General features: G+C 47.9%; 20 protein-coding genes. 10 read left to right on the forward strand and 10 right to left on the reverse strand.

Annotated elements, in window-relative coordinates; genetic code table 11:
- Positions 1-284: 284 nt before the first annotated feature.
- Positions 285-1,091, forward strand: a complete 807-nt coding sequence (locus tag PRUB_RS09025) for a DUF2989 domain-containing protein (RefSeq protein WP_010385508.1) — start codon at positions 285-287, stop codon at positions 1,089-1,091.
- A gap of 39 nt (positions 1,092-1,130) precedes the next feature.
- Here the strand turns inward: PRUB_RS09025 and PRUB_RS09030 are convergent, their stop codons facing one another.
- Both PRUB_RS09030 and PRUB_RS09035 read right to left on the reverse strand, forming a co-directional pair.
- Complete coding sequence (locus tag PRUB_RS09030; protein ID WP_010385509.1) at positions 1,131-1,718, reverse strand: MlaC/ttg2D family ABC transporter substrate-binding protein; 588 nt, start codon at positions 1,716-1,718, stop codon at positions 1,131-1,133.
- Between the two features lie 205 nt (positions 1,719-1,923).
- Positions 1,924-3,525, reverse strand: a complete 1,602-nt coding sequence (locus tag PRUB_RS09035; RefSeq protein ID WP_010385510.1) for a putative bifunctional diguanylate cyclase/phosphodiesterase — start codon at positions 3,523-3,525, stop codon at positions 1,924-1,926.
- A 226-nt stretch (positions 3,526-3,751) separates the two neighbouring features.
- Between PRUB_RS09035 and purM the strand changes: the two genes are divergently transcribed.
- From purM to PRUB_RS09050, 3 genes are read left to right on the forward strand one after another with little or no spacing between them, the layout of a single operon-like run.
- On the forward strand, positions 3,752-4,804 hold the full coding sequence (gene purM / locus PRUB_RS09040; RefSeq protein WP_010385511.1) for a phosphoribosylformylglycinamidine cyclo-ligase: 1,053 nt from the start codon (positions 3,752-3,754) through the stop codon (positions 4,802-4,804).
- Positions 4,804-5,466 (forward strand): phosphoribosylglycinamide formyltransferase, encoded by a 663-nt coding sequence (purN, locus tag PRUB_RS09045; RefSeq protein ID WP_010385512.1) that lies wholly within the window; start codon positions 4,804-4,806, stop codon positions 5,464-5,466. The genes purM and purN overlap by 1 nt, the downstream gene beginning before the upstream one ends.
- On the forward strand, positions 5,417-6,178 hold the full coding sequence (locus tag PRUB_RS09050; RefSeq protein WP_010385513.1) for a DUF3108 domain-containing protein: 762 nt from the start codon (positions 5,417-5,419) through the stop codon (positions 6,176-6,178). Before purN ends, PRUB_RS09050 begins: the two co-directional genes overlap by 50 nt.
- A gap of 87 nt (positions 6,179-6,265) precedes the next feature.
- On the opposite strand, the gene PRUB_RS09055 is transcribed toward PRUB_RS09050, so the two are convergent.
- The 3 genes from PRUB_RS09055 to PRUB_RS09065 form a co-directional block, all read right to left on the reverse strand.
- Positions 6,266-7,030, reverse strand: coding sequence for a class II glutamine amidotransferase (locus PRUB_RS09055; RefSeq protein ID WP_010385515.1), 765 nt, complete (start codon positions 7,028-7,030; stop codon positions 6,266-6,268).
- Positions 7,031-7,306: 276 nt separating this feature from the next.
- Positions 7,307-7,870, reverse strand: coding sequence for a hypothetical protein (locus PRUB_RS09060; RefSeq protein WP_010385516.1), 564 nt, complete (start codon positions 7,868-7,870; stop codon positions 7,307-7,309).
- A gap of 465 nt (positions 7,871-8,335) precedes the next feature.
- Entirely contained in the window at positions 8,336-8,881 is a 546-nt protein-coding gene (locus PRUB_RS09065; protein ID WP_155946330.1) for a hypothetical protein, read from the reverse strand.
- A gap of 279 nt (positions 8,882-9,160) precedes the next feature.
- Between PRUB_RS09065 and PRUB_RS09070 the strand changes: the two genes are divergently transcribed.
- The 3 genes from PRUB_RS09070 (at position 9,161) to PRUB_RS09080 (ending at position 14,126) form a co-directional block, all read left to right on the forward strand.
- A complete protein-coding gene (locus tag PRUB_RS09070; RefSeq protein ID WP_010385520.1) occupies positions 9,161-9,499 on the forward strand; it encodes a hypothetical protein in 339 nt (112 codons plus the stop codon).
- Positions 9,500-10,074: 575 nt separating this feature from the next.
- Entirely contained in the window at positions 10,075-12,486 is a 2,412-nt protein-coding gene (locus PRUB_RS09075; RefSeq protein WP_010385521.1) for a TonB-dependent receptor, read from the forward strand.
- Positions 12,487-12,557: 71 nt separating this feature from the next.
- Entirely contained in the window at positions 12,558-14,126 is a 1,569-nt protein-coding gene (locus PRUB_RS09080) for a tetratricopeptide repeat-containing sulfotransferase family protein (RefSeq protein ID WP_010385522.1), read from the forward strand.
- Between the two features lie 156 nt (positions 14,127-14,282).
- On the opposite strand, the gene PRUB_RS09085 is transcribed toward PRUB_RS09080, so the two are convergent.
- The 4 genes from PRUB_RS09085 to dapA form a co-directional block, all read right to left on the reverse strand.
- Positions 14,283-14,951 carry a GntR family transcriptional regulator gene (locus tag PRUB_RS09085; protein WP_010385523.1) on the reverse strand — a complete coding sequence of 223 codons (669 nt, stop codon included), beginning with the start codon at positions 14,949-14,951 and terminating at the stop codon, positions 14,283-14,285.
- A gap of 186 nt (positions 14,952-15,137) precedes the next feature.
- On the reverse strand, positions 15,138-16,631 hold the full coding sequence (locus PRUB_RS09090) for an aldehyde dehydrogenase (NADP(+)) (RefSeq protein WP_010385524.1): 1,494 nt from the start codon (positions 16,629-16,631) through the stop codon (positions 15,138-15,140).
- A 55-nt stretch (positions 16,632-16,686) separates the two neighbouring features.
- A complete protein-coding gene (locus PRUB_RS09095) occupies positions 16,687-17,688 on the reverse strand; it encodes a 4-hydroxyproline epimerase (protein WP_010385525.1) in 1,002 nt (333 codons plus the stop codon).
- Positions 17,689-17,692: 4 nt separating this feature from the next.
- Positions 17,693-18,607: a 4-hydroxy-tetrahydrodipicolinate synthase gene (gene dapA / locus PRUB_RS09100; RefSeq protein WP_010385526.1), complete on the reverse strand. Its 915-nt coding sequence runs from the start codon at positions 18,605-18,607 to the stop codon at positions 17,693-17,695.
- A gap of 203 nt (positions 18,608-18,810) precedes the next feature.
- Here dapA and PRUB_RS09105 point away from each other — a divergent pair, with 203 nt between their 5' ends.
- From PRUB_RS09105 to PRUB_RS09115, 3 genes are all read left to right on the forward strand, one after another.
- Entirely contained in the window at positions 18,811-20,076 is a 1,266-nt protein-coding gene (locus PRUB_RS09105) for an NAD(P)/FAD-dependent oxidoreductase (protein WP_010385528.1), read from the forward strand.
- A 22-nt stretch (positions 20,077-20,098) separates the two neighbouring features.
- Complete coding sequence (locus tag PRUB_RS09110; RefSeq protein ID WP_010385529.1) at positions 20,099-21,313, forward strand: M24 family metallopeptidase; 1,215 nt, start codon at positions 20,099-20,101, stop codon at positions 21,311-21,313.
- 354 nt (positions 21,314-21,667) lie between these two features.
- Positions 21,668-21,871, forward strand: coding sequence for a hypothetical protein (locus tag PRUB_RS09115; protein ID WP_010385530.1), 204 nt, complete (start codon positions 21,668-21,670; stop codon positions 21,869-21,871).
- Positions 21,872-21,930: 59 nt separating this feature from the next.
- On the opposite strand, the gene PRUB_RS09120 is transcribed toward PRUB_RS09115, so the two are convergent.
- Entirely contained in the window at positions 21,931-23,172 is a 1,242-nt protein-coding gene (locus PRUB_RS09120) for a hypothetical protein (protein WP_010385531.1), read from the reverse strand.
- Positions 23,173-23,268 lie beyond the last annotated feature (96 nt).

Genomic DNA, 23,268 nt, shown 5'->3' on the forward strand with positions numbered 1-23,268 from the left:
ATGTATTGCATAATTTGAGAGTCAACAGGCCCCAAGGCAGTGACATTTTAATTTAATTGGCTCGGATTCTCCACCATTTACTGACAATTGTTGCTGTAAAATTAACTGCACAGTTAATCTCAACGCAGATTTTCAGGTTCAGAACCCACACAACACAAGAAATTCTGCGCTAATCTGCCAGGCGCGTGATCCCTTGCTACACTTGACCTAAATAAAGGGTGTCCAGAATTGTCGAAATTGGTACTATACGCAAGCAACAACAAAGACTTGGAGTACGGATAACAATGAGGTGGTGGCTAATTTCAAGCCTGTGTATTACAACAGCGCTGCTCAGTGGCTGCGATGACACGATAACGCTGAGTAAAATTTGCTCGGATACACCGGGGTTTTGCGCAGATCTTAATAAAGACAGTCATTGCAAAGAAGAGCGTGCATCAGTCATATTTTCACGTTACCGCGAATACAAAGCGCCAACTGACGAGAATAAATACACGCTGCTAAAAGATTTTGAACAGTATAACGAGTGTGTTTCGCTCGCCGCACAAATTGAACATATCAAACTAAAAGAAAAAACCACATCACGAGTTGAAGGCCATCTCACTAGCCTGAAAGAAATGACACGCATCTATCAGGACACGATTAATACTGAGCATCCGGGCTTACTTTACTATCACTGGTCCCGACGCAACAACCGTATGGCATTAAACAAGCTGCTGAATATGCAGGACCAGGAACATGTAAAAAGTGATCGGGAAATACAACTCTTTTTGGCAACCTTCTATGCCAAGATTGATGACGATAAAACCATAGACATTCTTTATCGTGTGCTGGAACTGAATAAAGCGGGCGAAACCCCAGACCCGGAAGTATTCGCAAGCCTGGTCAGTATTTTTTACAAACAACAAAAATATAAGCACGCTTATACATTTGCCCGGGTAGCGCAGCTATCTGGCTCTGAGAATATTGATATTCTGCCCGTGGAACATAAACTCTCTGCCAGTGGTAAAGACTTAGGTGCACTGGATACGCTGGCTGCAAAAACCTGGGAAGAGATCAGTAATGGAGAATTCCTCTCCCCAAGAAATTTTTAATTTGTCTCTTAACAAAGTGGCCTTTACGGGCCACTTTGATTAGCTTTTAGCATTAAGCTCCGCCGTTACCTGCGCTAATCCCACCTCAGAGATCCGCACCGAAATTTCTTTTTGCTTAGCACTTAACAGGGAGATCCCTTCTGCGACTAGATCGTAGACCCGCCATTCACCTTTGCTACTTTTGCGAAATTTAAAGTGGATGTCGATGTCCGGACCTGAAGGCTGTCTCACCACAGCTTTGACTGTGGCATATTTACTTTTGCTGTCTGTGGGCAGGGCTTCGAACGTCACTTGCTGTCCTTTATATTGCATCAGTGCACTGGCGTAGCTCACTTCCAGATAATGTTCAACAGCAGAAATAAACGCCAGCGCCTGCGGTTTGGTTAACCCTTTTATATGCTTACCCAGTAATTTGTAAGACACAAAGCGAATATCAATGTGTGACATCAGATGTGCCTTAACGATCTGACGCATTTCCAAAGGGCTGGCATTGCCATCCTGATTAACGGCTTTAATGTCAGAAAATAGTGAGTCACCTACTTCATGGATTAACTCTAACGGTGGTTTTGATGCCAGAGTCAGTGATGAGAACAGCAACAGAAAAAGTCCAGCAATTAATTTGTTCACGTTCGCTCCTCGATACTTGAAAAAATGACGTCCTAGTCCAGCCCCGCCAGATTAATGGGGGTCGGATGGTGCGAGATTGATAATGTAACGCTAAAACGCGTCTGAATGTGTGAGAAAATGTATGAAAATATATCGGATTCAGTAGCCAGTCAGCATACCTTTGCGGACCCTATTAGACTTTGCCATTAAAGAGTAACTGGGAAGGTCAACGCTTAAGTACTTTTTTCACCATACGATGGGAGTGTAACCACTGTTTTGCGCTATTTTTTTCCAGTGCTTCACTTATATAGTAGCCTTGTAAGTAATGACACCCTTTACTGTTGAGATAGGCTGCGGTTTTACTGTCCTCCACCCCTTCAGCAACCACCGAACATCCCAGGCGATTCGCAAGGTAAATGGTTGTTTCGACTATGGCCTGATCTTTGTCACTGTCCAGGCAACTACTCACAAATGAGCGGTCAATTTTAATTTGGGAAATAGGCAGCTCTCTGAGCATTGAAAAAGACGAAAATCCGGTGCCAAAATCATCTATGCTCACCGCAAATCCCATATCAATCAACACGCCTATCATATATCTGGCCTGCTCAACATCAACCATCACCATACTCTCTGTTAATTCGAACACAATACAACTTGGCTGGATTTGATATTTGGATTGCAGCTCAACCAGTTGATTGATGAGGTAACGGCCATGAAAGTCCTGACAAGACAGATTAATGTGTATCGTGACACCCGGCTCTATGGTCAAAAAATTGTCCAGGTCTTTAAACACCTGCTCAATGACGAAACTGGTGATCTGCTTAATATAATTGTTTTTCTCAGCAATGGGGATAAACCGCAGCGGGCTAATGTATGAGCCCGGCCCGTCAGTCCAGCGCAATAAGGCTTCCAGCCCATGCACTTCGTTATTGTGTCCACACACCAGTGGCTGATAAAACACCTTGAGTTTTCTCTCGCTTAAAGCCACTTTTAAGGCATTAAACAGTTCGAACTCTGCGGCCACGCCGTCGTGCAGCGCCTGATCAAATATCACCAGGCTTTGCCTGCTGTTTTTGGCTGCATACATAGCAATATCCGCATGCTTCATCAGCTCAGTGACAGACGACTTTTCTTCGGCATCAAAGATACGCGCTCCCGCGCTGTAAAAAACATCAACATGAACTTCATCGATCACCAGGCCATCATTAAAGGTCTTCAGCAGTCCGTTGTTGAGTGAAAACAACTTAGTTTCGCTTGCCGCATCCGTCACAATAACGAATTCGTCGCCTCCCATTCGATAGACTTTGCTGCCCTGTTTGGCTAGTGAACGCAATTTGCCAGCAAAGGCAACCAGCAGCTTGTCACCAAAGAAATGGCCCAGCGCATCATTTACTTGCTTGAAGTTATTGATGTCCAGGAGTAAGACGCTAAACGCTTTGCCTTGCTGTATGCACTGCTCCACATACTTAGTGCACTGCTGGCGATTTTCCAGCTCAGTTAAAGAGTCGTGCCGGGCAAGATGGCGCTCACTTTGTGCAATCTCCTGCAACAGCAACAAACTGGAGCGGCTTAACTGTACAACCACAATTACAAATACCGCACCCAGCATCAGGATCACCGACAGACCGAGCACCATGGGAGAAGCATCGGCTGTGCGGTACACATGATAAGCAAAGGCCAGATATCCGCATACAAAGAAAAAGATCAATGCCAGCAAAACGCGCCAGCCGCGATTTTGAGTGATCTGGCAGATCTGTAGTGCCGGCAGCAGTGCCACCACCAGCAGCAAGAACCCAACTAAGATGAGACTTAAGCTCAGGCTTTCCACATAGACCACATTCACACAGACCAAAATGTAAAGAGTATAGTGAAGAATCCCCCACCCTGCGCAATTGATAACAGGTACAGCCAAGCGCCGACGATACATTTGTAGCCACTTCTGACACGCGATATCTGCGTGTATGGGAACCAAATCGACTAGCCGCACTCGTGCATTTGATGTAAAATACGCGCGTTTCTAAGCAAATCCATTATGTTATTTTTGAGGAAAACCTGTGAGCGAACAAAAACAGTCTCTGAGCTATAAAGACGCAGGCGTTGATATCGATGCGGGCAATGCATTGGTTGAGCGCATTAAAGGGGTAGTTAAAAAGACGCGTCGCCCTGAAGTGATGGGCGGTATTGGCGGCTTTGGCGCATTATGCGAACTACCAACCGGATATAAAGAGCCTGTCTTAGTTGCTGGCACAGATGGCGTAGGCACTAAGCTGCGTCTGGCCATCGATTTGAAAAAACATGATACCGTTGGCATCGACCTGGTTGCCATGTGTGTAAACGACTTAATAGTTCAAGGTGCTGAACCCCTATTTTTCCTTGACTATTACGCGACTGGTAAACTGGATGTTGATACTGCTGCGGACGTAGTAACAGGTATTGGCACTGGTTGTGAGCAAGCTGGCTGTGCCCTGATCGGTGGTGAAACTGCCGAAATGCCTGGCATGTACGAAGGCGAAGACTACGACATGGCCGGTTTCTGTACTGGTGTGGTTGAAAAGTCTAAAATCATTGACGGCACCAAAGTCGCCGAAGGTGATCAGCTGATCGCACTGGCTTCAAGCGGCCCACACTCAAACGGCTACTCGCTGATCCGTAAAGTACTGGAAGTTTCTGGTGCTGATACCAGCGAAGAGTTTGCAGGTAAGCCTCTGGCAGAGCATCTGCTTGAACCAACCCGTATTTACGTTAAGCCTATTCTGGAACTGCTTAAAGAAGTCGATGTGCATGCACTGTCTCACATCACAGGTGGTGGTTTCTGGGAAAACATCCCGCGCGTATTACCTGAATCAGCAAAAGCCGTTGTAAAAGGCGACAGCTGGGAATGGCCTGCTGTATTCAACTGGTTACAGGAAAATGGCAACATCAGCACCCACGAAATGTACCGTACTTTCAACTGTGGTGTGGGCATGATCCTGGTTGTTCCTGCTGATAAACTTGCACAAAGCCTGGAAATCCTGAAAGCACAGGGCGAAAACGCCTGGCACATTGGTGAAATTCAAGCTGCAAACGCAGGTGAAGAACAAGTTGAAATCCTGGGCGGTGCCGAGTAATGGCACCCGAACGATCTCCAATTCGGATTGTTGTGCTGATCTCAGGTAGTGGCTCTAATTTACAGGCCATTATGGACAGTTGTCAGCGCAACGAAATCAATGGCGAGATCTGTGCCGTCATCAGTAATAAAGCAAATGCTTACGGGCTGCAACGTGCCCAGCTAGCGGACATTGACACGCAAGTATTAAGTCATAAAGACTTTGACAGCCGTGAAGCCTATGACCAACGTTTAGCACAATTAATTGACTCTTATAATCCAGATTTAGTTGTATTAGCTGGATTTATGCGTATTCTAACTGCTGACTTAGTGCAAAAATTTAAAGGAAAAATGTTGAACATTCATCCTTCTTTGTTGCCTAAGTATCAAGGGCTGAATACCCACCAAAGAGCGATTGATGCAAAAGAAACGTTTCATGGCGCCAGTGTTCACTTTGTGACAGAAGAACTAGATGGTGGACCGGTCATCGTACAAGCCAAGGTGCCAATCCTGGCTGATGATACTGCGCACACGCTGTCACAGCGGGTTCATGAACAAGAACATATAATCTATCCTTTGGTGGTCAAGTGGTTCAGCGAACACAGACTAACGATGGAAGCAGACTATGCCGTTTTTGACAATCAACCCCTTCCAGCTCAAGGCGCACCCTACCCAGAAGAATAAAAAATACAGCGCTTTACTATTTGGTTTAAGCGCTGTTTTCTCTTCTTCCTTATTGGCCAGTGATCTGGTTCCCTACCGCGCAGAATATGATGTACTGCGTAAAGGCTCAGTGCACGGCAACGCCATCAGAGAGCTGTCAAAAGTCTCAAACGACACTTACTCCCTGAATTACGAAAGTAACATCGAATGGATGATTTTCTCCGACGAACGCACAGAAAACTCACTGTTCACTTACCATGATAAGCACCCTAAACCTTTGCTTTACACACTCAAGCGCGAAGGCACCGGGCCGGACAAAAGCTACAAAATCCGCTTTGACAGAGACAACAAACAGCTGTTTAAAGACAATGAGAAATACCCCATCAATGCCGACTGGAACGAACAGCGTCATGATGTTCTGTCATACCAGATAGCCCTGCGCAACGATGTCAAAGCTGGTAAAACCAAAATGAGTTACCCCATTGTCGATAAAAAAGGCAATGTGCGTAACTATGACTTTGAAGTGGTTGGCACCGAAGCCATCACCCTGCCCATCGGCAATGTCGAAACCATTAAAGTGAAGCGCCTGTACGACAACGATAAGCGTCAGGCAATGGCCTGGCTGGCACCGGCATACCACTACTCTGTAGTGCAAATGTTTAAAGGCAAAGATGGCGTGGAGCAATTTATGATCCAGCTGAAGAGCTTTGATGCAGAAAAGTCGGCTGAGTAATATCCCTGCAGTATAAAATAAAAAAGCCCTGATCATCAGGGCTTTTTTATGTCATTCATTGCGTGAACTGGCTTCCCAGCATCAGCGCTAGATTTTCTCACCCAGCTTAAACAGCACAGACTCGCCGGGTTCCATCTTATTCCACTGCTCATCGTTCGTCAGCGGTCGAGTTGCAATCACAGTCACCACGTCATCCGGGGTCGTTTCTTTTTGAAAGTCCACCACCATATCCGCATCGATTAACGTCGCTTTTCCAAACGGCGCACGCCGCGTGATCCAGTGCAGATTATTGGAACAATACGCCAACACAAACACCCCGTCGGTCAGCAGCATGTTAAACACCCCTTTGTCCATCAGGGTTTTTGCCAGCTTAGCCGCATAACGAAACACAGAGGCCATGTTTTTGGGCCTTTTCGGGTATTTCTCACGGATCTTGTCTAAAATCCAGCAAAATGCCAGCTCACTGTCGGTATTTCCCACTGGTTTATAAAACTCAGTAGTCAGATCTTTATAGTTAGACAGTTGACCATTGTGTGCATAGGTAATTTCCCTGCCCCACAGTTCTCGGGTAAATGGATGGGTATTCTCAAGACACGTTCTGCCCCGGTTGCCTTGGCGAATGTGGCTGATCACCGACACACTTTTGATCGGATAGGCTTTAACCAGTTTGGCAATTTCCGACTGACAGCTTGGCTCAGGGTCCTTAAACGTCCGACACCCTTTACCCTCATAAAAAGTGATCCCCCAGCCATCTTTATGCGGCCCTGTATTCCCTCCACGCTCCAGCAACCCGGAAAAACTAAAACAAATATCCGTGGGTACATTGGCAGACATGCCCAAAAGTTCACACATAGAATAAAAAGCCTTTAAATATCAAATATATCAACCTGAGAGATTCTCTTTCTTACTTTCTTGTCTCAGTTTTGGTCACAGTTTGGATAAGCCGTGACCACATTGCTTGTGAGCTAAATTTTATCACCAAGTGGCAAAGGGTACCAATGAGTAATCCGGGGTTTTGTTTCAATTAGCGATGGTGAAGTGACTGTCAGGAAGGGGTGTCTATACAGCCGAAGACTTTATTTACTTATATTTTGATAAGATACTCCAACTAAGCTTTGCAAAAATAGATTACCTACCACCATCATATGGCTGTTGTTCACACCTCTTCATTTTGTGGTTATATGCATAACGCCCTCGCGCTATACAGGCTTCAACAGCTTTCTGAATACGTATTTGTTCTTGTCGCTCTTCTTGCAATGCCGTAGCTTTTGAATCCGCCCGATCCGCCGCTAACTCGGCATTACTTATGGCTATGTCAAAACTTATCAACCTTTGATCAATCTTACCCATTGTAGTATCAAGCTCAACCATATAATTGGCTACTTTATTTAGAGTTAGTTGTGCTTCCTCAGTGGCTTTAGATGATCGCTCATTAGCTGACCTAGCATTATTTTGCGCTGTTTTGGCTTGTTCAAGAGCAACTTTCGCTTGCTTCAGCGCTTCATCTGCCTTTTTCTTTGAATCGTTCGCTATTGCTAACGCATTTTGCGCGGCCTGATCTTTCTCGTTTGCAGCCAAAAATTGCATATAGCCAAATACAGCCACAGCAATTGCAACTAAAATATCGGGCTTTAAAAAGCCACAAAGCCAATTAGTAATGGCTTCGATTACAGTTCTTGTTCTTTGTACCATTTATTCGCTCCAAGACATTTGAAATGTATTTTATTCCTAACTTATTACTTGGTCATAGAAACAACGATTCTGTTACTGCTCTATCAGTAGAGGAAGTAAGGGCCACATCTAAAATTTTGATTCATTTACGCTCATTCCGACAGATCGCTTTTTCTGCGTTTCTCTGTCATTAATTTTCCCTCACTTGCTACTATCATCAGTCCTTCTTAAATTTCATTACATGTATTGCCATAGACCAATTATTGAATACAAGATGAAATGTATAACTTTTTGTATTCGAATCTGAATGCTGATTTAGTACCTGATGCCTAATCTTCTTTAGTGAACCTGTAAAGAAACCGAATTAGAAAACTCTGCTATTGCTCACCGATTACAACGAAGATACTTGTTACTTTGGTTACATTTTAATTGTCAAATACCTTGCTAATAATATCTGCAGTTTTTAGATTCCTTCTAGATATCAACTCACTCCCCATCCCGCGTAGCCCTGATCCGCATATCAACATACCAGTTGTCGCTGCCATTAAGTTGCTTGCTGCTTTCCCAGACAAAGCCCTTGTCGCTGATCTGGCTGAAGCGAAAGCGCGCGGGTTGTAGTTCGCCGCTGGGCAGGCGTTGTTCAACCTTCAGATGCACGCCTTCTTTATCCCGGTGTGCGGTAAACGGATTCAGAGTTGCGTTCATTTGTACGGGCAGAAATACCTGATGCCAGCGCTTGTCCTGCAATGAGTAGGTTCTGAGTGTTCTGCCGGCGTAGGTTACTTTGCCTTGTGCATCGAGCAGGCTGAAGTCGTCCACTACCATTTTATTGTCAAAGGCATATTGGGCTTGCCAGCGGCATGGGGCTGAGAACAGCGTTTTCCCCTGCGGGTCCAGCTGCTCATACTGGCACTGCCAGTGGCCAATCAAAAAGGCATAGTCACTGGCCGCCGCTGGTGCGCCGGGATAGAGTTCGGCACTATAAGAAGCAAAAGAACAGGCACTGAAAAAACACAAAGATAAGAGTCGCATAGTGAGCTCACAAGTAAAAACAACCAGACTCAGTATGCCGCCAAATATGGCGACGGCAAAGTGTTGGCTGCAATATTCATAAAGCAAAAACAGTCAGATTCACCCTGCATACACTTTTACACCCATCAGTGTCCGAAAAATCACGCATTGATGCGCCTCACAGGGTATATACAGGTAAAACTCTGTGCATAACATTCTTTTATATTTCATGAAAAACAGGGTGTTACTTTTTGAATAAGCCATATAATAGGCACATCTCAATATAAAGGAGCTAATAATATGAGAAAAACACTTATCCTTGCACTTTTGGCTTTGGCATCAACTCAGAGCCTTGCTGCGCGTGAAACCTCGTCGGGTTATATCGACAGAATGGTTACCTACCCTGATTTTGGCAGCGGAAACACCATTGTTGAACTGAGCAACCGGGGTAATACCTGTTACGGTTACTGGATTGAAACGGGTTCAAAAGGTCATGATGCCGCACTTTCAGCCTTGCTGGGGGCATTTCATAGTAAAAAAGTCGTCAGTATCGTCGGGCTGGATGACAGTGCCAGTAAATGGAATGGGTCTCCGGGCACACACTACTGCAAACTTTACGCGGTCGATATCAAACAGTAATCCGCCCTCACTCAAAATCCGCAATTAAGCGGAACCGTGTGTCTCAAATGAGGCACACGGCGTTCAGCTGAAAAAACCATCACGGAATGAACAATTCTGCACACCTATGCACTGTACAAATAAACCCCAAACAGTCTTCCTCTGACAACACCGCATACTTATTCAATTCCGCCAATCCAAACAAAATTCGCCATCAGTCCGAAAAACAGCAGCATAACCGACAGTTCAGCACCTCTAGAATTGGTTAGCCCCGGCTATTTAACGCATAAATTTTCACCTTTCTAACGCAACAAGGTGATTCAACAATAACTGAAAATGCATATTCAATTCAAAATAGTGCATATCAAACCCCAAAAACCAACTAAAAAACCCAAAGAAACGAAAATCACGCAAAAAAATTTTTACTGCAATTTCATGCACGATTCTGACTAAAAACCCATTGATAGTGAATATTTTTGCAAATATAATAAATAATTATCTCCGTACCTTTTTTGATAATCTTGTTACGAGATTCACTTTATGCTTTCTTAGTTTGCATAAAAACAACAACCAGAACACATCCGGGATGTAAAATAATGCTAAAACCAAAACTCATATCTCTGGCCATAGCGACGGCTTTGCCAGGCTCAATTATGCTCAGTGCAACAGCACAAGCCGATGAAGCAGGTGCCGAAGAAAAGTCTCTGGAAGTTATCCAGATCACGGCCACTCGCCGCAGTGGCTCAGTTCAGGAAGCCCCTTTAAACATCACCGCACTCGATGCGGATATCATGAAAGATCAAAACATCGGTGAACTGGCCGATGTGGCACGTTGGGTGCCAGGTCTGACTGTGACCGATCAGGGTGGTCGCTCTGGATCACCGATTATCGTTCGCGGCCTAAACACCAACTCATCAGGTCCGGATCAAGATGGTGGGACCGTTGCAACCTATGTGAATGAGATCCCCGTTTCACTGGATATGCGCCTGACTGACGTAGAGCGTGTAGAGGTATTAATCGGTCCACAAGGTACCTTGTACGGCGCGGGTACCTTGGGCGGCGCTATTCGCTATATGCTTAAAGCCCCAGAGTTAGACATCACCACAGTGCAACTGTATGGCGACTTATTTCAAAACTCAGAGAGTGATTCGGTTGGGGGTGAAGGCGGCTTTATTTTCAACACCCCCATCATCGAAGATGAACTGGCGCTGCGTGCCAGCCTGAACCAGTATGAAGACCCCGGATTTATTGATTACAACTATGTGGTCCGCGAAGGCGGGGCTTCTTTGGCAGATCCGGACTGGAGCAGTCAAAGTGACGTTGATAACAACCTCAAACGCGTGGCCGATGCCAATGGCGAAACCACCACCACTGGCCGTATTTCTGTGCGCTGGAAGCCAAATGACTGGTTCGATGGTACGCTGAACTACTTTTACCAGAAACAAGAAAGTGAAGGCCGTTCGATAGTACATTATCAGGCACTCAACCCGGCAAACGGACTCAATGATCGCATCGGCAAATATGAATCGGCCTATCGCTATGAAGAGCCCAGAGACAAAGAAGATGATCTGCTGAGCCTGGAATTAAAAGCCGATCTGGGATTTGCAGAACTGGTTTCTGCATCGGGCTGGTCCAGCTTTGAAGCTGATGGTCAGCGCGACCAGACCGATCTGCTGATCCGTCTCGATTATGGCTATGAAGAATTCCCTTCCTTCTCGGCGTTTACCCGCGAAGAGGAAGAAGAAGACACCTTCACGCAGGAGATCCGTCTGGTGTCGCAAGGCGACTCAGCCTGGAACTGGATTGTGGGTGGGTTCTACAACAAATTCGAAAGTGATGCCAGCAGTAAAGAGTTCACCCCTGGTTTTGGTGAATTTGCCGTGGCTAATTTTGGTGGCGAGCAAACCCGCCCGGACAACCTGGAGTATTTCTCGGTCGACCGCAGTGAGATCACAGAGCAGGCCCTGTTCGGGGAAGTGGGTTATCAGGTCAATGACAAGCTAACCATTACCCTGGGAGCACGTTTTTATGAGTACGAAGTGAAGGCAGAGTCTGCCGTTGACTTCCCGCTGGCCAATACGCTCTACAGCGGCGCAGGTCCAAGCGACATCACTCTGGACTTTAAGCAAAACAATGCCGAAGACGATGGAAACCTGTTTAAGTTCAACGCCAATTACCAGTTTACTGACTCAGTCATGGCGTATATCACGGCCAGTGAAGGTTTCCGTATTGGTGGTTCCAACGGTCTGGCGCCGTGTCCGGATCCCCTGCCTGACAAACAGATCGGTTGTGGTATGCCCGACGAAATGCTGTACACCGCGGACACCACCACCAACTATGAATTGGGTCTGAAGAGCACCTGGTTAAAGAACCGCCTGCATTTCAACGCAGCCATTTTCAATGTTGACTGGGATGATGCACAAATTGCCGGTGCAACAGTCGTAGGCCAGCTTCCATATACCTCTAATGCCGGAACAGCCAACGCCAAAGGGGTTGAGATCTCAACTCGTGCCATCCTCAGTGACTCTATCAGCACATATGCAACCTATGCTTACACTAAGGCAGAGTTAACCTCGGATGCCCCTTATCTGTTTAATGCCGATGGCACCGATGGCGGTAAAGATGGTGACAGACTGCCCGGCTCTCCTGAGCATCAGTTCTCCCTGGGTATAAATTACGAGACTGAAGTACTGGGCGATAAAACCCTGGATATCAACTATGGCCTGACGGCACAGAGCGATATCATTTCCAAGGTGGGCCTGCGTGACAGTGGTGAAACCCTCTCGGGATATGGGATCAGCAACCTGTCAGCCAAACTGACCGGCGATATGTGGTCAGCCACTTTGTACGTCAACAACCTGTTCAACAAATACGCCTTTACCTCAGTGCGTCGCGATGTGCGGGATATTACGTCCGCCAACGGCGCTGAGATCCAGCGTAACTATGGTCACTACCTGAACAAACCACTGACAGTCGGCATTAAGTTCGACTATCAGTTCGAACTTTAGTAAATTGAACTCTCCCGCTGAGGCCCATCCATTGTGATGGGCCTTTATGTAATTTGAAGTGACAACCCACAATGACGTCTATCCAGCAATTACACAGAAGCGCCATTAGCGCACTCAATCAGGGCCAGCTAGAAACCGCCCATCAATACCTGGTCAAACTGCTCAATGCATCACCAGACTATGCCGACGGCTACTTTCTGCTCGGTGTGATCAACCTTCAGGTTGGGCAGTTAAAAAAAGCAATCAAATTGCTCGAAAAGGCGCTGGGACTGCATAGCAGTGATGAATACCGGGCTCAGCTGACTAAGTGTTATGCCTTGCAGGGTGAGCTGACACTGGCCAGACAAACCGCAGAGCAGACAAGTCCTGCTGCGTTGACTCGAGCACTTGATGCAGACACGTTTGGGGTTGCACTGAGCCATGTTGGCCTGCACGATGACGCTCTGGCATTTTTCCGCCAGGCACTCAAGCTCACTCAGAGCAACGCGCAGTATTATTATAACTTTGGGGTCAGTGCTAAATTTGTCGGCCTGTTTGATGATGCTGAGCAAGCCTTTGAACAGGCGCTGGCATTAGATAAAGATCATCACAGAGCGCACTTTGCTTTGTCTGATCTGAAAAAAGCCAGCGCAGAGCACAACCACCTGACACGCTTACAAAGCGCCTTTGAGCGGGCAAACACACCCGAATCTCAGCTCCACCTGGGCCATGCTTTGGCAAAAGAATATCAGGATCTGGGTGAGTTTGATTCAGCGTACCATGCACTCAAACAGGGTAAAGCGGCGTTACACAGTGCACGTCCCTTTGATCATCCAAGTAACGACGCCTTGTTCGAGCGCATTCAGGCACTCAGTACCACCAGCACAGTCGACCCAAAGGCTGGCCACAGCAGCCGCGAGCCCATATTTGTGCTCGGGATGCCGCGCTCTGGCACCACACTGGTAGAAAGGATCTTATCCAGTCACAGCGAAGTGATGTCGGCCGGGGAACTACAGGATTTTGGGATCAGCGTAAAACGTCTGGCTCAGACCACCAGCCAGACCGTACTCGACCCGCTCACACTCGATCAGGCTTATCAGTGCGACCCACACCAACTTGGACTGACCTATCTGAATGCAACCCGGGTGGTTACCGGCAGCCATGCACACTTTGTTGATAAGCTGCCATTTAATTTTTTCTATGTTGATCTGATCCGCCGGGCGTTGCCCAATGCCAAAATCATCTGCCTGATGCGTGACCCGATGGATACCTGCATTGGTAACTTCCGCCAGTTGTTTACCATCAACAACCCCTACTACGCTTATTCGTTGGATCTGATGGATACCGCACGCTTTTACAGCCGCTTTTATGATCTAATGCAGCACTGGAAACAGCTTCACGGTGAACAGTTTTATATGATGCAGTACGAATCTCTGGTGGATAATCCGCAACAGGAAATCGCTAAACTACTGGATTATTGTGATTTGCCCTGGCAGGACAGCTGTATGCACTTTCACCTTAACGATGCGCCTGTGTCAACGGCCAGTAAAGTACAGGTGCGTGAGCCGCTTAACCGCCGCGCTATCGGGCGCTGGAAACGCTTTGCGCCACACACAGATGCTGCGCAGCAATATTTGCGACAGCGCGGTGTATTGTCATAAGTGGTCGGTCATTGCCAAAGCAAGTACAGGCCAAGCTTATTGAGAGCCAGTCAGGAGACTGGCAACTAATTCAGACACTGCACAACGGAGGAAAAAGACGCGTCTGGTGTGCACAGCGAAATAACGTGCTAGTTATAACGCATTAATAAATATGCCTTATTGTGCTTCTTGCTCAAGACGCAGGAGCAAAGCTTTAATGTCGTCTTTTGCGCCTGTGATGTGCTTTTTGAGAAATTCGCAGGCACCGGCTTTGTCCTTTTCGTGACACAGCTTAAGTAAAGTGCGGTGCTCTTCTGGTGCCGTTTTCAGGCCACCGGCAAGCAATATATGCATACGAACGTAACGCTCTGAGTTTTTACTGTAAACGTCGACCAGTTCTCGGGTCTGGGGACGCTCAGCACGACTGTACAACTTACTGTGGAATTCGGCGTTCAGTTTACCGGTTGCCAGCTGGGTATCACCCGCATCGGTGGCGTCTTCGAGATCGGCCAAAATGGCTTCGGCTTCCAGTAAGTCGCGTTTGGTCAGATTATCAATCGAATGGCTCAGCAGCTCAGCTTCCAGTATGGCGCGTAAATCAAAGATCTCATCAATCTGTTCGGCACTCAACCGAGTGACTGTGGCCCCTTTGTGTGCTTCAAAATTCACCAAGCCCTCGGCTTCGAGTTGCAGTAACGCTTCTCTGACCGGGATACGGCTAACGTTCAATTCATCGGCCAGCGCAGCCTGACGCAGTGGTTCACCGGCTTTTATTTCGCCACACAGAATTTTTTCTCGGATCGCTTCCGCAACCAGTTGAGTTCGAGTTTTATGTACAATCGCCATAGGGTTAGTTAATTATTATCATTGGGATACATTATACGTGCATTGCCATAAATTGCACGCTGTGAGAGAGAAGGTTCACAGTATATGAAATCATATCATGATCAAATAGGCGGTTACACAGGCCAAGGAACAAGCCTGTGCAACCGCACTCCACGGGGTTACAGAAGTTCTACCTTCTGAGGTTGCCTAACTCTGTACACATAAAGGGCGTAAGAATCGCGTCATGGCCTGTGTCCCGACCGACGTCGAGCGCACATCTGTCGACGATGGATAAGGTCCGCCATGATTCATCGAAGAACACACTTCCACACCGGTTGGCATCTGGCCGAAGATGAGGCGGCCCACTTTGTAGCTCAACTCATCCAGTAGTGTTTCCTGAACCGCCATCTCCGCTTTGGTGGCGTGCACGCTGGCAGTCAGCTGGCCTTCTAATTGTTCCACCACGCGCAGCAACTGTGCTTCATCTCGATAGCGCACAATCAGGGCACTGGGGCCAAAGACTTCTTCATGCAAACTGGCATCCTGAATGAAATCCTCTGCCTCACAGGCAAATAGATGTGCATTGGCATGAAACGCCTGGCTCTGTTCACCACTTGCCAGTAAATCAACATGGGCATTGTGCTTCAGCGCGACCATGGCTTTGTTAAAGCTGTCCAGAATGCGCGGCGTCAGCAAAGTATCTGAGGGCGCAGCTTTGATTGCACCCATCGCGCTTGACTCAAATTCAGTCTGCCCATGGGGTATCAGCCAAAGGCCCGGGCTGGTGCAAAACTGACCGTTGCCCATCAACAGCGACTGCGCCAGAGACTTTGCAAGCACACAGCCCTGCTCGTCAGCATAGTCTGGCAGGATGATCTGCGGGTTTACACTGCCCAGTTCACCGTACAACGGGATCACTTCTTCGCGCTGGTGAATGGTTTCAAGCAATGCTTTTGCCACATTCAAAGACCCCGTGAACCCCACCGCTTTCACGTCCGCAGCCCCCACCAGCTGGTGAGACAACGCATAATCCGTGCCCTGGATCATCGAAAACACCCCATCTGGCATCTGACAGTCACGGATCGCCTGCTCGATAGCCCGTGTCATCAACTCACTGGTACCTGGGTGCGCAGTGTGGCTTTTCACAATAACAGGACAGCCTGCAGCCAGCGCAGCTGCGGTATCACCACCTAAGGTAGAAAAAGCATAAGGGAAGTTAGATGCACCAAATACGGCCACCACACCAACAGGCAAGTAGCGTAGTTCGGTCGCTGGCTTAGGCACAGGTGCACGATCCGGATCCGCGGCATCCTGACGTGTCAGTGCTAATGGCGCAAGATCCGCTTCCAGCACAGCTGCGAAAGCATTCAACTGATTTACCGTACGCATTCGCTCACCTTCCAAACGCGCTCTTGGCAGGCCGGTTTCCAGCATGGTGGTTTCAATCAGGTCATCACCCAGCGCCAGGATTTCTTCCCCTATTTTGCGTAAAAAAGCCGCACGCTGCGAATAAGGCACGCGCCGGTAAGTCTTAAATGCACGTTGCGCGGCCAAAATACCGGCATCCAGGTCGTCAGAATCAGCATTAAAAAATGGCTGATGATGTCTCTCATTGGTTTGCGGGCAAAACGCAAAAAATTGCCCATTGTCTACGTTACCGCGCCATTGCCCGGCAATAAAACTCTGTCCTGTCAAAGTCATGGCTGTCTCCTTAAGACAAATAGGATGATGAGGCAACCTAGTCGCCTCACCTTAGTTAAAGCACCTGAAACCCAAACGCGTACGGGTCGTCGTCATCCACAGTGATACAGTTATGGCCTGTGATACGGGCCCAGCCCTGTATGCTGGGTAAGATGGCACTGTGACCCGCAATTTCTGTCGTGCCCTCAATTCGACCGATGAATTGGCTGCCGATATAGCTTTCATGGACAAAGTCCTGGCCACTTTGCAATTCGCCTTTAGCAAACAACTGCGCCATCCGCGCGCTGGTCCCCGTTCCACAGGGGGAGCGGTCTATTGCTTTGTCACCATAGAACACCGCATTGGCGGCGCTGGAGTCGGCTTGTTTTGGGTCGCCGGTCCACAGCACGTGAGAGGCACCACATACAGTCGGGTCTAAAGGGTGTACACAAGCAATCTGTGCATTCACGGCATCGCGCACTTTAGGGCTCATTGCCAGTAACTCGGCTGCGCTCGTCGCATGTGTGCCTTTAAAATTCCCCTGGGGTTCAACGATTATGTAAAAGTTACCCCCATAGGCAATATCGACCTGCAGCTCCCCAATACCGGGGACTGAGATCACCTCATTCCGATGTGCCAAAAATGCGGGAACATTAAACAGCTTGACCCACTCCACCTGGCCATCGCGCATTGAATAATAAGCATCAACACGACCCGCAGGCGTATCGAGCCGCAGCCGCCCCTGCTCTTTTGGTGTCACCAGGCCTTGCTGTAGCGCAAAAGTCACTGTGCCTATGGTGCCGTGCCCACACATGGGCAGGCAGCCAGACGTTTCAATGAACAAAATAGCCACGTCACCATCTTCTGTAGTAGGTGGATACAGGAATGACCCTGACATCATGTCGTGACCACGCGGCTCAAACATCAGCGCACGGCGCACCCAGTCAAACTCAGCCAGAAAGTGCTGGCGCTTGTCGCTCATAGTTGCGCCTTCAAGCTGCGGATGCCCACTGGTGACCAGTCGTACCGGGTTGCCACAGGTATGCCCGTCAATGCAAAAGAATGTTCCCTTATTCATAGGCTTAATCCAGATTAAACTGACTTAAATCAATCCGGTTTGTGAGCGCTTCATCATACAAACGGCGCACGTAAGTTTTCTCTTCCTCGGTCAGTGGCAAGCGTGGTGAACGTGTTACTTCGCTGCCTCGACCAGCCAGTTGTTCAGCATACTTGATGCACTGGACCAGAGTCGGGATAGTATCCAGACGTAACAAAGGCAGGAACCAACGCCACAACTCGCGAGCTTCTTCGTAACGACCTTGCTGAGCCAGCTTGTAAATAGCGACAGATTCGCGTGGGAATACATTTGTCAGACCTGAGATCCAGCCTGTTGCACCCAGCATTAAGCTTTCAAGCGCGATGTCATCCACGCCACCGAACACCACGTAACGGTCACCAAAGGCTGAAAATAGTTCACTGATCCGGCGCGTATCTTCAGTCGCTTCCTTCACTGAAACAATGTTGGCTTCCTCTGCCAGCACTTTCATGCCTTCGATAGACACATCTACGCCATAGGTCACCGGATTGTTATAAATCATGACAGGCAGGTTTGTGTTACGAGCTACCTGCTGATAGTGATGAATGGCTTCGCGCTCTGTTGAACGGTAGACCATACCAGGCAGTACCATATAACCATCAACCCCGATTTCCTCTGCGTCACGCACAAACTCAACGGCCAGTGCAGTGGTGGTTTCAGCCACCCCAGAAATAACCGGTACTCGTCCGGCAACGACTTCCTTCGCTGCACGCAATACATCACGTTTTTCTTCTGCACGTAGTGAGCAATTTTCACCGACTGTTCCCAGCACGATGATGCCATGCACGCCCTCTTCAATCAGGGTGTTGATCATGGTTTTGGTGGTTTCAAAGTTAATGCTTTCATCGTCATTAAACTGGGTCGTTACTGCGGGATAAACACCCTGCCAATCTACTTTCATGATAAGTCCTCTACTTAGTTTGTGCTTGCCATCATAGGTATATTGTATACAATAATCAATATCCAAATTTAAGAAAATGATCAGAATGTCAAAAATCGGGGCTGTAAAATTAGTAAACCAATGAAAATTATGAGGTTAGTTTTTTCACGTGCTTCGCGGGGACTTCTGGTAGGAAAAATGCAATCTGACAAACGAGAATAAAAATGACACATTCACTTCAAATTGCAGTTGTGGGAGCCGGAGTCGTTGGCCTGTGTAATGCCTTGCAACTTGCCCGTCAGGGGCACAAGGTCACACTTTACGATCCAGCGGGTGTTGGCGAGCAGTGCTCGCGGGGTAATGCTGGCCATTTCGCAACAGAGCAAGTATTTCCGCTGGCAGACAAAGCTCTGCTGCCCCGTTTACCCATAATGCTGTTGAACAAGCTCAGTCCATTACGAATAGATCATAAATACCTGATTAAAGCATTTCCCTGGTTTAGCCGCTTTTGCCTCAATATGTTACCGGGCCGGTTTAAACGCCACACCCGGGCACTGCGCGCACTGAATGAAGCCGCCCTGCCAGCATTTAAGCAGCTCCTGCAAGAAGACTTCGAAAACAACATCAGCATGCGTGGCAGCTTGCTGACCTTTGAGCATAATAAGATTGAGCAGATCCGTGCTCTACAGCAGAAATATCAGCAACAAGGCGTTGCCGTTGAGCTATTGAACCGCACTCAACTTTTTGCCCTTGAACCCGGCCTGGATCAGCGTGTTCAGTACGCACTCTTTTTTACTCAAGTCGGCCACACACCGGACCCTTACCAGCTGAGCCAGACCCTGTTCCGACAGTTTACCGCATTAGGTGGCACCTTTGTTAAAGCCAAAGTTGACAAGATAACGCCACTTAATACGGATGCAAAACAGCCTCAGCTTGCAAAGATAAAGGTAACCACGCAATCACATGGCTGCCACACCTTTGAACGGCTTGTAGTGGCAACCGGGGCATGGAGTAAAACGCTATGTACACAGTTGGGCTACAAGCTCCCTATCGAAGCAGAACGCGGCTATCACAATATGCTACCCATCGCCAGCAATCTCAGCCGCCCGGTTGCCTCGGCAGACAGACAATTTATTATGACCCCCATGCAAGGGGGTCTGCGCCTCGCAGGCACGGTGGAGTTTGCCGGACTGGACACCCAACCCAACTATGAGCGAGCAGATATGTTACTGACGCATGCCCGGGCTTTGCTTGAAGGCAGCGACACGTTAGTGCAAGGCGAACATTGGATGGGTCCCAGACCCTCACTCCCTGATTCCTTACCTGTTATAGGACAGGCGCCGGATCACCCAAACATCTTTTTTGCACTGGGACATCAGCACCTGGGGCTTACTCAGGCCGCAATCACCAGTGAGCTCATCGCACAATGCATTGCAAACCAACCCACAACGCTGGATATTGGCCCGTACAGTATTGCGCGTTTTCAATAACGAATAACAAACAGGAATCACTATGAAAGGCATAGGTTACCAAAATCGTGAAGCGGCACTGGCTGCACTGACAGACATGACCCGGGACGTCGTTGCAATTAAACCAGAAGAATATCAGCAGCGTATTGCAACAGCGCAAGCCTATATGCGCGAGCATCAGATTGCCGCAGTCTATCTTAATGCGGGCACCAACCTGAAGTACTTTACTGGCTTACAGTGGTACCCAAGCGAGCGTATGGTCGGGGCTGTTTTACCAGCGCAAGGCGACGTCCAGTTCATTGTGCCCTTTTTCGAAGTTGGCTCAATCAAAGACTATCAGGTCATTGAAGGTCCCATGCATACCTGGCAGGAGGAGCAGTCGCCTTACAGTTTGCTTGTCAAAGTACTGAACGACTTAAACATCGCACCCGAAGCCACGCTAGGTATTGATGAAAGCGCGGCCTTTTTTATCGCCGATGGTATACGCCAGGCAGGGCCTGCACTTAACCTGATCAATGCTAAATGTGTCACGGCGCATTGTCGTATGCATAAATCCGCTAATGAACTGGCTCTGATCCAGCGGGCCATGGACATGACGCTGGCCGTGCACAAAGCGGCCGCGTCGATACTCCATGAAGGGATCACTACAACAGAAGTAGAAGCCTTTATTAACGAAGCGCACCGTAAAGTAGGTGCAACTGGTAACTATTTTTGTATTGTGCTGTTTGGCACAGCTACCTCTTTTCCTCATGGTGTGAAAGATCCACAAATACTAAAACAAGGTGATGTAGTTTTAATAGATACCGGCTGTAAGCTCCATGGCTATCTGAGTGATATTACCCGGACCTATGTATTCGGTGAACCAACAGCGCATCAACGCGCCATGTGGCAACACGAAAAAAATGCCCAGCTCGCCGCATTCGAGGCCGCGCAAATTGGCACTCCGTGTGGCGATGTCGATTTCGCTGCCCGCAGCTATCTGGCTGAACAAGGCCTGGGGCCTGACTATCAGTTACCTGGCTGTCCACACCGCACCGGACACGGTATTGGACTGGACATTCATGAGTGGCCGTATCTGGTAAAAGACAATCCGCAGCCGCTGGCGGCCGGTATGTGCTTTTCTAATGAACCTATGCTGGTTCTTCCGGGTGAATTTGGCATCCGACTGGAAGATCATTTTTACATGACCTCAAACGGACCAAAATGGTTTACCCAACCTGCACAGTCAATCGACGATCCATTTGGGTTAGACAACTAACCAACCTCAGGCGCCGTGCACCAAACGGCGCCGCGATAAACCAACCCACTTCAATCGATACACGCTTCTGCACTCAACACAGGTTTACTTCAAATGCATTGTTCTATTACACAATAAGAACAATATACGATGGGAAATGATTTTCCCAATCACTTAGTAAGTCGACCAGCCTTCCTTGAATTACTGACTCAAAAACACACTACCCCACTGTATTTATTAGATATATTTTTATTTAGTAAAAATGTTTGACCAATTAATTTGTATGCGATTAAATACAGTGGGCGGCGCACCTAATCAACCCAAAAAAAGACGCTGTCCGAGACTATTAAATACCCATATCAACAAGGAATAATCATGAAATTAAAGGTTAAAAAGACCCAATTAAAACGTTTATCGGATAAGCACGCTGGATTGGCAAAGGACGCAACACCTCAGGTTGCAGGCGGTCAGGAAGCTGCATCTATTTCTGCAGGCATATTATGTGTAATTACATCGATGGTCGACTGCTCGCAGCAGTGCTCAAAACTGGCTTGTTCTGGGGATTACTGCAAGCTGTAATTCACGCTGCTCAACGCAACCTCTGAGCATTCAGCTCAGAGGTTGCGTGATGCCCGGGATTAGAAGTAATAGCCTACGTTGATGTTAAAACGGCGTTCAAAGTCATCACTATCACCGACAAGCGTGCCACCAATAAAGGGCTGATTTTGAGCATGTACCAGATCGATATAGGCCAATATTGGACCCGCAGCGACAGATACACCGGTAATATTCATCCAGGTGTTAGCACTGTCATCGGACTTATCGTGCATCAAACCAAAATCATTATACAGAGTCAGATCTTCGATGGGTCCCAATGCCACCGATAAATCGTACGACACGCCCAAAGTGGTTGAGGAAGCTTTTGCCGCTATGGTGTCATACATGGCATTTGCCGCCACAACCAGTTGCGTTGACGCATCAACCTGATAATCATACTCAGTGTGTTGAATGTGGAAATACCATTGCTCATACCGGTTGGACGCATGTACTGCCCAGGCCTGATAGTCGCCAGCGCGGGAAATACCATTATCCAGACCACCATGCAGCGCAGACACGCCAATCTGGGTTTGCCCGAGCGCATGCTCAAACTGATATGCATAGCGTCCTGCCAGCGTATTGTACTCAGCTAGTTTTTGACCGGGCGCATCATAGACCCCTTCACCTACACCGCGCAGACCAACGAGATCTACAGAGTAGCGGTCCTGACGATCTTGCGCCGACCCGTCAATCCCTCCATGGTCATCATTTTTAAAAAACGCCAAATCAAGCTGCCAGTTGTCCTGCATAGCGCGTTTAAACACCAGACCTAAGTCATAGTCCTCTTCCAGACCCACAAAGTAATTTGGCGTCATAAAATAGCTGTGTGACGCAACCGGTGTATTGCCAAACGGGACCGGCGCTAAACCCAACTGAGCCTGCCACTGTGGCGTGATGTCATAGTCCAGGTAAGCGAACTTAACAACGCGCATATAGTCATGAAAGCGCACTTCTGCATTGATCCCAACCTCAGCAACTTCTCCGGATAAATTGATACGAACCAAATCAAAATCTATGTCACCACTGCGACGTTCACTGTCTTGATCGTAAGAGTTCATACCATAGTTAAAACGGATTGCTCCGCCGACCTGAACACCTTTTTCAGGTTCTTCTGTGTGTATATCGGCACTGTCAGAGTGTGCCTCAAGCTGAGCCACTTTTTGTTCCAGGCTGGCCAGTTCACGCTTGAGTGTATCCAGTTCAGTGGTATTGGCGAAAACAGGTGAAGCGCCCATCAGTAAGGCGCTCGAAAGCAAAGCTGTATGTCGAAAACTAAATGACATAGGTACACATTCCGGGGAAAGCTAAAAAATTCGCGCAAGCCTATATGACAACGCTGACACGTTCAAATTAAAGAAATTCGCAACAATGTAAGGCAT

Origin of the sequence: Pseudoalteromonas rubra, from assembly GCF_000238295.3 — a bacterium.
Lineage (GTDB): Bacteria > Pseudomonadota > Gammaproteobacteria > Enterobacterales > Alteromonadaceae > Pseudoalteromonas > Pseudoalteromonas rubra.

What these genes read in the sequence shown, in the direction of transcription:
- PRUB_RS09060 (WP_010385516.1), bottom strand. Translation starts at nt 7,870, where the DNA reads ATGGTACAAAGAACAAGAACTGTAATCGAAGCCATTACTAATTGGCTT.
- PRUB_RS09095 (WP_010385525.1), bottom strand. Translation starts at nt 17,688, where the DNA reads ATGAATAAGGGAACATTCTTTTGCATTGACGGGCATACCTGTGGCAAC.
- PRUB_RS09080 (WP_010385522.1), top strand. Translation starts at nt 12,558, where the DNA reads ATGACGTCTATCCAGCAATTACACAGAAGCGCCATTAGCGCACTCAAT.
- PRUB_RS09115 (WP_010385530.1), top strand. Translation starts at nt 21,668, where the DNA reads ATGAAATTAAAGGTTAAAAAGACCCAATTAAAACGTTTATCGGATAAG.
- PRUB_RS09025 (WP_010385508.1), top strand. Translation starts at nt 285, where the DNA reads ATGAGGTGGTGGCTAATTTCAAGCCTGTGTATTACAACAGCGCTGCTC.
- PRUB_RS09070 (WP_010385520.1), top strand. Translation starts at nt 9,161, where the DNA reads ATGAGAAAAACACTTATCCTTGCACTTTTGGCTTTGGCATCAACTCAG.
- PRUB_RS09090 (WP_010385524.1), bottom strand. Translation starts at nt 16,631, where the DNA reads ATGACTTTGACAGGACAGAGTTTTATTGCCGGGCAATGGCGCGGTAAC.
- PRUB_RS09110 (WP_010385529.1), top strand. Translation starts at nt 20,099, where the DNA reads ATGAAAGGCATAGGTTACCAAAATCGTGAAGCGGCACTGGCTGCACTG.
- purN (WP_010385512.1), top strand. Translation starts at nt 4,804, where the DNA reads ATGGCACCCGAACGATCTCCAATTCGGATTGTTGTGCTGATCTCAGGT.
- dapA (WP_010385526.1), bottom strand. Translation starts at nt 18,607, where the DNA reads ATGAAAGTAGATTGGCAGGGTGTTTATCCCGCAGTAACGACCCAGTTT.
- PRUB_RS09075 (WP_010385521.1), top strand. Translation starts at nt 10,075, where the DNA reads ATGCTAAAACCAAAACTCATATCTCTGGCCATAGCGACGGCTTTGCCA.
- PRUB_RS09065 (WP_155946330.1), bottom strand. Translation starts at nt 8,881, where the DNA reads ATGCGACTCTTATCTTTGTGTTTTTTCAGTGCCTGTTCTTTTGCTTCT.
- PRUB_RS09120 (WP_010385531.1), bottom strand. Translation starts at nt 23,172, where the DNA reads ATGTCATTTAGTTTTCGACATACAGCTTTGCTTTCGAGCGCCTTACTG.
- PRUB_RS09055 (WP_010385515.1), bottom strand. Translation starts at nt 7,030, where the DNA reads ATGTGTGAACTTTTGGGCATGTCTGCCAATGTACCCACGGATATTTGT.
- PRUB_RS09105 (WP_010385528.1), top strand. Translation starts at nt 18,811, where the DNA reads ATGACACATTCACTTCAAATTGCAGTTGTGGGAGCCGGAGTCGTTGGC.
- PRUB_RS09085 (WP_010385523.1), bottom strand. Translation starts at nt 14,951, where the DNA reads ATGGCGATTGTACATAAAACTCGAACTCAACTGGTTGCGGAAGCGATC.